The organism is Actinoplanes sp. NPDC051537 (genome assembly GCF_055586105.1).
The window spans coordinates 117,034-127,222 of the sequence record NZ_JBVJIU010000007.1 but is presented as its reverse complement, the minus strand read 5'-3'; the positions used below and the strand labels follow the sequence as shown (position 1 = coordinate 127,222).

Below are 10,189 nucleotides of genomic sequence, written 5' to 3'. Positions count from 1 at the left end.
GCGGTCTGGGCCCGCCGGGCGTCAACCGCGATCCTCGCGCGACCGCCGGGCGGCGCTTCAGCGGTCTGGGCCCGCCGGGCGTCAACCGCGATCCTCGCGCGACCGCCGGGCGGCGCTTCAGCGGTCTGGGCCCGCCGGGCGTCAACCGCGATCCTCCTCGTGCGGCGGTCCTCGTGATCGGTTACTGCGGCGTCGCTCACGTGCGGGCCGGTGGGGACGGGCGCGCGGCCGGCGTTGGCGCACAATGGGCGCGTGCCGCGACCGCCGTCCAGTTCACCGCCGATCCGGCGCACCGCCGACCCCGTGCGGACCCGCGAAGAGCTCGCGGGGCTGCGGCCGGGCCTGGTCGAACGCTACGACGCCGAGCTGCCGGGCGCCAAGGCCGCGATCCTCGGGCGGCTGCTGGGCGCACTCGACCGGGAGCCGTTGCCGGGGTTGAACGGGCGCCGGCCGGGCGAGGTGTCCTTTCCCGGGGTGACGGTCCGCTTCCCCGTCGACGCGGCGGCGGCGTTCGCGCCGGCCGCGGCGGGCCTCGCGGCGACCGTGCGGGCCGGGAACTACGAGGCGGGCGCGACCGGGCCGGGCGGGCCGGTGCAGGGGACCATGCCGGCGCCGGGGGCGGTCATCATGGACCCGGGGACGCTGGTGCGGGTGCTGTGGCCGGGCAGCGACCTGGCCGCCGAGGTCGACAACAGCGTCGCGAATCTCGCCCTGGCCCGCGCCGGCCGCGTCGCCGGGTCGCTGCCGGAGCCGGGCGACCCGGACGGGCTCGCGCGGGCCGAGCAGTCCCTCACCGACGGGCACCCGCTGCACCCCTGCTGCCGCACCCGCGGCGGGATGAGCGTCGCCGACGTGCTCGCCTACGGGCCCGAGCACCGGCCCGTCCTTCGCCTGCGCCGGCTCACGGTGCCCGCCGACCGGTGGCACGGCACCGCCGAGCCGGTGCTGCTCGCCCACCCGTGGCAGGCCGAGCGGCTGCGCGACCGCTACCCGTGGCTGGCCGACGACGGCGAGACCGGGCCGGCGCTGCCGCTGATGTCGCTGCGCACCGTGGCCCTGGCCGGCGGCGGCCCGCACGTGAAGACCGCCGTCGACGTGCAGATGACCTCCGCGGTGCGGACCGTGTCGCCGGCCGCCGTCGACAACGGGCCGGTGCTGTCGGCGCTGCTGCGGCAGGTGACCGCCGACCTGCCGATCGACGTGCTGGCCGAGACGGCCGCCGGGGCGGTGCTGGTCGACGGCCGGCCGCAGCGGCACCTCGCGTTCCTCGTCCGGGAGGCGCCGCGCCTCGCCGGGAACGAGGTCGTCGTGCCGCTGGCGCTGTACGGCGCGTCGGAGGCGCTGCGGGCGACGGCGCCCGACCCGTACGAGCTGATGCGCCTGTTCGGCGGTTTGCTCTTCGGGCCGCTCGCCCGGGTGCTCGACCGCGGGGTGGCGCTGGAGGCGCACGGGCAGAACACCCTGGTCGTGCTGCGCGACGGCCGGCCGGTCCGGATCCTCTACCGGGATTTCGGCGGCGTGCGGGTGAGCGCCCGGCGGCTGCGCGAGGCGGGCGTCGAGGCGCCGCCGTTGCGTGGCGACCTGCCCAGCGACGACCCGGCCGAGCTCCGCGCCAAGCTGGCCGCCGCCGCGCTCGGCACCGTCGCCGCCGAGCTGATCGCCGCGTTCGCCCGCCGCGGCGCCGACCCCGGCCGGATGTGGGGCATCGTCGCCGCCGCGCTGCGCGAGACCGGCACTCGCGACGTGCCGCTCCTGCTGCGCGATCCGCTGCCGGTCAAGGCGACCACGGCCATGCGGCTGGCCCCCGACCCGCTCGACGACATCTGGGCCCACCTGGACAACCCCCTGGCGGAACACGCATGACGCGCAGCCTCTCCCCCGAACGCCTCGCCCACACCGAGGCCGCCCTCGCCGTGCACGCGCCCGGCCTGATCGACGGGTTCCTCGCGGCGCTGCCCGAGGCCGCCGACACGGTCGGGCGCCGGCTGCGCGGCGCGCTCGTGCGCGAGGGCATCCGCGACATGGGACCGGGCGCGGCGCACGCGTTCAACCGCGTCGAGTACGCGACCTCGGGCGTCGACGACCCGGTCCAGCTGCTCGACGGGATCGACGCCCCCGGCTTCGCGGCCGAGCTGCGCAACGCGGTCGTCAACCTGGCGATCGCGATGGCCCGCCCCGCCGCCGCCGTCGGCGAGGGACCCGACTGGCAGGCGATCGGGCTCGAGCGGCTCGCCGTGGCCGGGCACAACCTGCACCCGTGCGGGCGCACCCGGCTCGGCTGGGACACCGGCGACGTGCTCGCCCACGACCTCGAGTCCCCGGCGACGCGGCTCGGGTTCGTCGCCGTGAAGGACGCCCTGCACCTCGGCGACGACGTGTTCCCGTCGCTCGGCGCGCCGCCCGGCTACCGCATCCAGCCCGTGCACGTGTGGCAGCGGGACATGGTGCTGCCCGAGCGCTACGCCGACCTGCTCGCCGACGGCTCCCTGAAGATCCTCGATCTTGAAATGCCGGCGGTGCCGACGGCCGCGCTGCGGACGCTGTGGCTGCCCTCGCTCGGCGAGTACCTGAAGGTCTCGCTGGACATCCAGGTCACCTCGACCCGGCGCAGCATCAGCGTGGCGTCGACCCGCAACGGCCCGGCCGTGTCGCGGCTGCTGCACCGCCTCGTCGACGACGACCGGCTGCTGCTCATGGCCGAGACGGCGGGCGCGGCGGTGCCGGTCGGCTCGGGCCGCGACCTGTCGGCGATCCGCCGGGACGGCCTGGCCGGCCGGATCGAACCCGGCGAGCGGGTCATCCCCGGCGGGGCGCTGCCGTTCCTGCTCGGCGAGCTGGTCACCGGCGATCCGGCGGAGTGGCTCCGGGCGTACGCCCAGTTGCTCCTCCCGCCCCTGATGCGGCTCACCGCGCGGGGCGTCGCCCTCGAGGCGCACCTGCAGAACTGCCTGCCCACCTTCGTCGACGGGTGGCCGCACCGGCTCGCCCTGCGCGACTTCGCCGGCCTGCGCCTGCACCGCCCCCGCCTCGCCGCGGCCGGCCACGACATCGCCCTCTGGCCCGGCTCGGTGGTCGGCACCGACGACCTCGACGTGTTCCGGGCGAAGATCGGCTACACCCTGTTCCAGGCCCACCTCGGCGAGATCGTGCTGCGCCTGGACATCGACGAGGACCGCGCCTGGCGGATCGTCCGGGCAGTGCTGGACGAATGCTGCTCCGGCGACGACCACGCGGCCTTCACCGCCCCGCTCGTGCCGCACAAGGCCCTGGTCCGCATGCGGCTGGCCGGCGAGGGCGACATCTACATCCCCGTACGGAACCCGCTGCATGCACGCTGACCTGCTGCGCTCCCTGCCGGCGCCGGCGTGCGCCTACGTCTACGACACGGCCACCCTGCGCGCCCGGGCGGCGATGGTGCGGGCCGCGCTGCCCCGGTCCGCCTCGCTGCTGTACGCCGTCAAGGCCAACGGGCACCCCGCGGTCGTCGCGGCGCTGGCGGCGGTCTGCGACGGGCTCGAGGTCGCCTCGGGCGGGGAGCTCGCCCTGGCCGTCGCCGCCGGCGCCCGGCGGATCGTCTTCGGCGGCCCCGGCAAGACCGACGACGAGCTGCGGGCGGCACTCGCCGCCGGGGCCCTGCTCAACGTCGAGAGCGTGCACGAGCTGCGCCGCGTCGCCGCCCTGTCCGGTGACCGCACGCCCTCGGTGTGCCTGCGGGTCAACCGCCCCGGCGGCGGCCTGACCGGCAGCCACACGATGACCGGCACGCCGACCCCGTTCGGCATCGAGGAGGCCCAGCTCTCCGCCGCGATGGCCGTGCCGGGCGTGGACGTGATCGGCTTCCACCTGCACGCCGTGTCGAACAACCTGGACGGCCCGGCGCACGCCGCCTTCGTCACCGAGTCGCTGGCGTGGTCGCTCCGGACCGCGGCCGCCCTCGGTATCACGCTGCGGGTGGTGAACGTGGGCGGCGGCTTCGGGATCGACTACCTCTCAGCCTCCGCTATGGACTTGTCAACGCTCTCCCACGTCGTCGTGCCCGAGGGCATCGACCTGGTCTTCGAGCCCGGTCGCTTCCTGGCCGCCGACGCCGGCGTCTACGCGGCCACGGTCCTCGACCTGAAGACCACCCACGGCCGCACGTTCGCCGTCCTCCGCGGCGGCACCCACCATTTCCGTCTCCCCGCCGCCTGGGGATACAGCCACCCGTTCACCGCCGTCCCGGTCGACGCCTGGCCCCACCCCTATCCCCGGCCCTCGGTCACCGACGTCGCGGTCGACGCCGTCGGCGAGCTGTGCACGCCGCGCGACGTGCTCACCCGCGGCCAGCACGTGTCGTCACTGCGGGCCGGCGACATCCTGGTCTTCGCCCGGGCCGGCGCCTACGGCTGGGACATCTCCCACCACGACTTCCTGCGCCACGACCCGCCCAGGTTTCTCATCGTCTGAGCTCACCGTCTGAACGTCGCTCGCCACCGCTCCGCATCGTCCACGCGGACGCGCTCGATCTTCTGCTCGGTCAGGCCGCCGGTGGCGAAGGCCTCCACCTCCTCCCGGATCAGCGGCCACGGCGGGCCGTCCTCGCCGGGCTCGTCGGCGACCGCGCCCAGCATCAGCAGCGTGCCGCCCTCGCCCACGAACCCGGCCACGGTCGCCGTCAGCCGCTCGCGGTAGCCGCGGGGCAGCGCCTGCACGTTGTTGCTCTCCAGAACCAGGTCGAACGCGTGCCGCCACGCCGCGGGCGGGTCGAGCAGGTCGGCGACCCGGTAGTCGACGGCGGTGCCCGGATGTCGCCGCCGGGCCTCGGCGATGGCGGTCGCGGAGATGTCGAACGCCGTGGTCGCATAGCCGAGGCCGGCGATGAACTCGGCATCGCGGCCGGGACCGCAGCCCACCACCAGCGCCGGCCGGCCCTCGCCCGGCGGGAGGCCGGCCCCGACCAGGCTCGCGCTCGGCTCGGGCCGGTCCCACGGGACCTCGGCCCGGCCGTCGGCGGCCTCGGCGTAGAGCCGCTCGAACCAGCCCGTCGCATCACCGCCGGCCAGCGACTCGGCGGCCAGCCGCCTGGTGTCTTCCCGTCCGTTCATTGCCGTTCCTCCCCGTCGTCGGGCTACAGCCTGCGGTCTACCCCGGGGGGAGAGTCAACCCCGGCCGCCCCGCGCGGCAGGATGAAATCGTGAGCCCCGCGCCGAGCCGCCTGCTGCTGGTGCGGCACGCCATGCCCGCGATCGACCCGGCGATCCCGGCGCCGCTCTGGCATCTCGACGAGGCCGGGCGTGCCGCCGCCCGCCTCCTGCGGCCGCTCATCCCGGCCGGTGCCCGATTTGTCGCCAGCCCCGAACCCAAGGCCGCCGAGACGCTGCGCGAGCTCGCCGGGGACGCCGAAATCGCGGAGGATGCCGGGTTCGCCGAGGTTCGGCGGCCGGAGACCTGGGCGGAGGGGTATCGCGCGACGGCCCGGGCCTACGTCGACGGCGCCCGGCATGACAGCTGGGAGCCGCGGGAGGGGGTCGCGGCGCGGTTCGAGGCGGCGGTCGCGCGCCACTCGGCGCCGGGTGGGACGCTGGTGGTCGGCACGCACGGGCTCGCGCCGGCGATCTGGCTGGCGAGCCAAGGGATGGGCGAGCCGGCGAGCTTCTGGGCCGGGCTGCGGTTCCCCGACCTGATCGAGGTCGATCTCGGAACCTTCGGCGTGCGCCGAATCGAAGGCGGGTGAGGATCGGGGCATGGACTCCGCCGAATCGCTCGCCTCGTGGGCCACGCTGCTGGCCGACCGTACGCGCGCCGGATTTTGCCTTGCTCTTCTGGACGGGCGCGCCTGGACCGTCGGTGAGCTCGCCAAACACGCCGGCGTCGCGATGTCGACGGCCAGCGAGCACGCCGACCGGCTGGTGGACGGCGGCCTGCTGATCCAGCGCCGGCAGGGGCGGCATCGCTATCTGCAGCTGGCCGGGCCGCAGGTGGCCGAGCTGATCGAGACGGTGGCGGCGGCGGGGAAGCCCCGGCCGGCGCCGCCGGTGGTGTCGCTGTCGGCGGCCCACAAACGGCGCAATCTGGCGTACGCGCGGACCTGTTACGACCATCTGGCCGGTTTCGTCGGGGTGGCCGTCGCGGACGGGATGGTGGCGAACGGGTTCGTCAGCCGCGCGCACGGGCTGGCGCTCACCCCGCGTGGCGTCGGCTGGCTCGGCTCGCTGGGCATCGCGCTCGACAAGCCGGGACGCCGCCCGGTGCTGCGGGAGTGCCTCGACTGGACGGAGCGCCGCAGCCATCTGGCCGGGTCGGCGCCGGCGGCGCTGTGCGCGTACGCGATCGAGGTGGGGTGGATCGTGAAGATCGGCAGTGACCGGGCGGTGAAGGTGACCCCGGCCGGCGTGGCGGCGCTCGCGGATCAGCTCGGCATCGTCATCGGCGCGGGGACGGACTCACCCGCCGCAGCTCACGCAGCGCCTGCCGCCGCACGTCACCGGTGAGAGTGTCGATGTAGAGCCGGCCCGCGAGGTGGTCGGTCTCGTGCTGCAGCGCCCGGGCCAGGAAGCCGGTCCCGCGGATCTCGAGCGGCTCGCCGTGCTGGTCGAAGCCCCGCGCCGTCACCGACATCGCCCGCTTCGTCGGGAAGTCGAGGCCGGGAAGCGACAGGCAGGCCTCCTCGTCGTCCTGCTCGCCGTCGAAGTCCGACAGCACCGGGTTGACCAGGTGCCCGACCTGGCCGGCCACGTTGTAGGAGAAGACGCGCAGGCCGACGCCGATCTGCGGCGCGGCGACCCCGGCGCGGCCCGGCACCCGGACCGTGTCCTCGAGGTCGGTCACCAGCTCGCGCAGTTCGGCGTCGAAGCTCGTGACCGGGTCGGTCTCGGTGCGCAGGACCGGATCGCCGTAGATCCGGATGGGCCGTACTGTCATGCGTCGAAGGGTAGCGGTCGTCACTTTCGCTAGGCGAACAGCGCCAGCTCGTCGGCGGACAGCAGTTCGCGCAGCTTGGCCAGGGAGCGGCGGGTCTGGCTCTTCACCACGCTGGCCGGGATCTCCAGCACGTCGGCGACCTGCTCGACGCTGAGATCCTCGAAGTAGCGCAGGATCACGATGGCGCGGTCGCGGGCGGGCAGGCGGCCGAGCGCGTCGAGCATGGTCAGGCGCAGCTCCGGGCTTTCCCGGTAGGCGGGCTCGTGCAGCACCCCGGGGGTCGATTCGGTCGACGAACGGCGGCGACGGTGATCCAGGTAGGCGCGGAGAAGGATCTTTTGCGCGTACGCGATGAGATTGTCCGCCTGCACGGCCCGGCGCCAGCTCAGGAACAGTTTGGTGAGGGCCGTCTGGGTGAGGTCCTGGGCCAGGTGCCAGTCGCGGCAGAGCATGAACGCGGTGTTGCGCAGGCGCTCGGCGTGGGCGTTCGCGAACTCCGCGAACTCGTCGTCGGGCGTCATCCGGCGAACACCGCGACCTGCGGGAACTCCCGGGCGCCGAGCGTCACGAGGCGCTCGTCCATGGTCACGCCCCAGCGCGGGTCGGTGGCGACGCGGACGGCCTGGTCGATGGTCAGCGCCGGGCTGCCTGTCCGGGCTTCGTCGTCGAGGCAGGTGGCGACGTCGACCGTGACGAGGGTGCCGTCGGGCCAGGCCGCGTCGACGGTCGTGCTCCGCAGGCAATTGTCCGGCATGTGGGTGATTGTCACGCTGGCGGTGCCGCCGCGTGCCGCATCGGCGAACGGAGTCCGGCCGACCTCGACCCGCACCATGCCCGGGCCGCCGCCGGCGTCCAGATACAACCGCACCTGGAGATCATCGTCCGGTGCGACGCCGAGGTGACTCGTCCGTCCGGGCGGTAGTAGTTGAAGCAGAAGGTGAAGCATCGCCGCTGGTGTCGCTTTCTTCCGCGTTCCCCCGGCACTCGCCGTGCCGCTGCGGATCGTCAACGTACGCGCTTCGGCCGGGGCGATGGGGGCGGCGGTGACGGGTGGCACGGTTTGGGGAGTCAACGCCTCTTGCTGCCGGCGGTTGGCGACAACCTCGTCCCCCACGAGCACCAGGGCCGTCACGGCGGCGGCCACCGCGACCAGCCCAGCGGTGATTTGCCGGATACGCCGCATCCGGCGCATTCGGCGGCCATCGCGGATCGCGGCGCCCACCATGTCGCCGAGCGGTGGCGGACGTTCCGCGCCGAGGTCGGCGCGCAGCAACGCCCGCAGGTCTTCCGTCACCAGTGGCCCTCTCCCACGCCTACTTACCGGAATGACGTGCTGGACGTGGCGTTAGGTGACAGCCATCTTTGTCACACCCCCGTGGCAGGGTGACCGACGTGCCGAAGACGCAGTACTACACCGCTACGACGATCGACGGTTACATCGCCGATCCGGACAATTCGCTCGAGTGGCTGTTCACGGTCCCGGGTGCGGACGCCGACAGCCCGTTCGCCGACTTCTTCGCGGGCGTGGGTGCGTTCGCGATGGGCGCGACCACCTACGAATGGGTCCTCGATCACGACAATCTCCTCGAAAATCCCGCGAAGTGGAAGGAGTACTACGGCGACGTGCCCGCCTGGGTGTTCACGCACCGCTCGCTGCCGCCGATTCCCGGGGCGCGGCTGAGTTTCGTCTCCGGGGATGTGGGCCCGGTCCACGAGGCGATGACGGCGGCCGCGGCCGGGAAGAACCTGTGGGTGGTCGGCGGCGGCGAGCTGGCCGGCGCCTTCGCCGACGCCGGGCGGCTCGACGAGATCATCCTGGGCGTGGCGCCCGCGACGCTGGGCGCGGGGGCGCCGCTGCTGCCGCGGCGGCTCACGGCTTCGCGGCTTTCTCTTTCGGGGGTGGAGAGGCGGGGGGAGTTCGCCTATTTGACGTACGCGTTGAAGCCCGCGGAGTGAGTCGCGGCTGGTGAGCGTGAGGGGTCGCAGGTAGATCTCCGGGTCGCCGGGGTGGCTGCTTCATGCTCAACGACGGCGGCCCCGGGGCGCCGTTGGGTCGGGCCGGAAGGGTCGCGGTGGCGCCCGCCCGCTTTGGCCCGTGTGTCCGTCTTGACCCGGACGGTTGCACACGCGGACCTCCGGGGCGGCTCGCCGTGTGGGGTCGCCCCGACACGGCGCGCGCCGAGTGGCTCGCCCGCAGGTGAGTTATCCGCTGCTGCGCACTCTCCTGTGTGGGTCGCCGACTGTGGCGCGATTGGTGTGGCCGCGTCTTGCGTGAGTCGCCACCGCTCCGCGCTCCCCCATGCAGGTCGCCAACGGCGGCGCGTGCGTGCGGCCTTGTCGCGAGCCGTCCCCACCCCTAACTGGGTGGGGCGACTCTAGCGGCCACCTACGACGGTTTTGGTCGGCCATCCACAGGCGTGGCTCCGGTTCTCCGGACGGACGTGTGATCGTTCCCGGCGGGTCGGGCGGGGATTGCGTCGGTGCCTCACCATCGGGGCATGAATGTCCGGCCTCTGCGGCACGCGCCACGCTCGCGGTGGCGATGTCCGACATCTCCGGCGCGGGGCCGTGGCCAGCGATCATTACGGAAGCGGTGGTCGCGCACACGCACAGTGGGGGCTTCGACAAAACGCCAGCGCCGGTTGGGCGGAGTTGGGGGGCCGTTCGGCCATTGTTTCGCACTCACTGTCCGTCACCGAGGGCGCGGCGGCCCTCAAGCTTTCGAGGGTCAGCACCGTCACAGCGTTGGTGTCCCTGGGACGTTAACGCACGGTGACGCCCTGGCAGAACGCCGGAGGAGCCGGCGACGGACCGGAAGGAGGTGTCGGGAAGTGGTCGACAGGCACAGTTCCGTGGACCATGTTTACCGAGGATTCTTTCCAGGAGACGCCGTCACCCGTGCCATCCGCCGTCGTTCGGATTGAGGTAACGTCCGTCACCGTCGTTGTGAATCGTCACACACAAGCCCCCCGACCGGAGACCCCCGATGTGCCAGCACCAAACGCCCTGTCCCAGCTCCGAGGCCGTCGATCGTGAAGCGGCCCGCATCCTCGTCGCGTTTCCCGAGCAGGGTTGGAGCCTGCTCTGCAACGGCGTGATCGTCTTCGAGGACACCGGCGAGATCCTGCCCGACGGCACGATGATCGAACCGCACCGCGGCCCCGCCGTGCACGCCCTGGCGGCCTGAACCACAGGACCGCCGAGGCGCCGCCCGGCATGATCCACCACCGCTACGCAGGGTAACGGATCGACACCCCGAGCAACACCAGCGGGGAGCAACGAGAACAGG

The 10,189-nt window shown here is 73.6% G+C and carries 11 protein-coding genes; 7 read left to right on the top strand and 4 right to left on the bottom strand.

What is annotated here, in order from left to right:
- Positions 1 to 252: 252 nt before the first annotated feature.
- The 3 genes from ACZ6TB_RS18330 to ACZ6TB_RS18320 are packed head-to-tail and all read left to right on the top strand — an operon-like array spanning position 253 to position 4,446.
- Positions 253 to 1,863 (top strand): IucA/IucC family protein, encoded by a 1,611-nt coding sequence (locus ACZ6TB_RS18330; RefSeq protein ID WP_465555694.1) that lies wholly within the window; start codon positions 253 to 255, stop codon positions 1,861 to 1,863.
- A complete protein-coding gene (locus ACZ6TB_RS18325) occupies positions 1,860 to 3,338 on the top strand; it encodes an IucA/IucC family protein (protein ID WP_465555693.1) in 1,479 nt (492 codons plus the stop codon). The genes ACZ6TB_RS18330 and ACZ6TB_RS18325 overlap by 4 nt, the downstream gene beginning before the upstream one ends.
- A complete protein-coding gene (locus tag ACZ6TB_RS18320) occupies positions 3,328 to 4,446 on the top strand; it encodes an alanine racemase (RefSeq protein ID WP_465555692.1) in 1,119 nt (372 codons plus the stop codon). The genes ACZ6TB_RS18325 and ACZ6TB_RS18320 overlap by 11 nt, the downstream gene beginning before the upstream one ends.
- Positions 4,447 to 4,448: 2 nt before the next feature.
- On the opposite strand, the gene ACZ6TB_RS18315 is transcribed toward ACZ6TB_RS18320, so the two are convergent.
- On the bottom strand, positions 4,449 to 5,084 hold the full coding sequence (locus ACZ6TB_RS18315) for a class I SAM-dependent methyltransferase (protein ID WP_465555691.1): 636 nt from the start codon (positions 5,082 to 5,084) through the stop codon (positions 4,449 to 4,451).
- A gap of 89 nt (positions 5,085 to 5,173) precedes the next feature.
- On the opposite strand from ACZ6TB_RS18315, the gene ACZ6TB_RS18310 reads away from it, so the two are divergent.
- A complete protein-coding gene (locus ACZ6TB_RS18310; protein ID WP_465555690.1) occupies positions 5,174 to 5,713 on the top strand; it encodes a histidine phosphatase family protein in 540 nt (179 codons plus the stop codon).
- A gap of 10 nt (positions 5,714 to 5,723) precedes the next feature.
- Positions 5,724 to 6,470, top strand: a complete 747-nt coding sequence (locus ACZ6TB_RS18305; RefSeq protein WP_465555689.1) for an ArsR/SmtB family transcription factor — start codon at positions 5,724 to 5,726, stop codon at positions 6,468 to 6,470.
- Here the strand turns inward: ACZ6TB_RS18305 and ACZ6TB_RS18300 are convergent.
- From ACZ6TB_RS18300 to ACZ6TB_RS18290, 3 genes are read right to left on the bottom strand one after another with little or no spacing between them, the layout of a single operon-like run.
- Positions 6,403 to 6,900, bottom strand: coding sequence for a peptide deformylase (locus ACZ6TB_RS18300; protein ID WP_465555688.1), 498 nt, complete (start codon positions 6,898 to 6,900; stop codon positions 6,403 to 6,405). The two genes, ACZ6TB_RS18305 and ACZ6TB_RS18300, sit on opposite strands and share 68 nt — an antisense overlap.
- A gap of 29 nt (positions 6,901 to 6,929) precedes the next feature.
- Positions 6,930 to 7,421, bottom strand: a complete 492-nt coding sequence (locus ACZ6TB_RS18295; protein WP_465555687.1) for a SigE family RNA polymerase sigma factor — start codon at positions 7,419 to 7,421, stop codon at positions 6,930 to 6,932.
- Positions 7,418 to 8,173 carry a hypothetical protein gene (locus ACZ6TB_RS18290; RefSeq protein ID WP_465555686.1) on the bottom strand — a complete coding sequence of 252 codons (756 nt, stop codon included), beginning with the start codon at positions 8,171 to 8,173 and terminating at the stop codon, positions 7,418 to 7,420. Before ACZ6TB_RS18290 ends, ACZ6TB_RS18295 begins: the two co-directional genes overlap by 4 nt.
- Positions 8,174 to 8,292: 119 nt before the next feature.
- Between ACZ6TB_RS18290 and ACZ6TB_RS18285 the strand changes: the two genes are divergently transcribed.
- Together ACZ6TB_RS18285 and ACZ6TB_RS18280 are read left to right on the top strand one after the other, a co-directional pair.
- A complete protein-coding gene (locus tag ACZ6TB_RS18285) occupies positions 8,293 to 8,856 on the top strand; it encodes a dihydrofolate reductase family protein (protein ID WP_465555685.1) in 564 nt (187 codons plus the stop codon).
- Between the two features lie 1,030 nt (positions 8,857 to 9,886).
- Positions 9,887 to 10,087 carry a DUF5999 family protein gene (locus tag ACZ6TB_RS18280; protein WP_433290962.1) on the top strand — a complete coding sequence of 67 codons (201 nt, stop codon included), beginning with the start codon at positions 9,887 to 9,889 and terminating at the stop codon, positions 10,085 to 10,087.
- Positions 10,088 to 10,189: the final 102 nt, after the last annotated feature.

Excerpts from the sequence above, each read along its gene's own strand:
- ACZ6TB_RS18325 (WP_465555693.1), top strand. The coding sequence starts at position 1,860 with ATGACGCGCAGCCTCTCCCCCGAACGCCTCGCCCACACCGAGGCCGCC.
- ACZ6TB_RS18320 (WP_465555692.1), top strand. The coding sequence starts at position 3,328 with ATGCACGCTGACCTGCTGCGCTCCCTGCCGGCGCCGGCGTGCGCCTAC.
- ACZ6TB_RS18315 (WP_465555691.1), bottom strand. The coding sequence starts at position 5,084 with ATGAACGGACGGGAAGACACCAGGCGGCTGGCCGCCGAGTCGCTGGCC.
- ACZ6TB_RS18305 (WP_465555689.1), top strand. The coding sequence starts at position 5,724 with ATGGACTCCGCCGAATCGCTCGCCTCGTGGGCCACGCTGCTGGCCGAC.
- ACZ6TB_RS18300 (WP_465555688.1), bottom strand. The coding sequence starts at position 6,900 with ATGACAGTACGGCCCATCCGGATCTACGGCGATCCGGTCCTGCGCACC.
- ACZ6TB_RS18295 (WP_465555687.1), bottom strand. The coding sequence starts at position 7,421 with ATGACGCCCGACGACGAGTTCGCGGAGTTCGCGAACGCCCACGCCGAG.
- ACZ6TB_RS18280 (WP_433290962.1), top strand. The coding sequence starts at position 9,887 with ATGTGCCAGCACCAAACGCCCTGTCCCAGCTCCGAGGCCGTCGATCGT.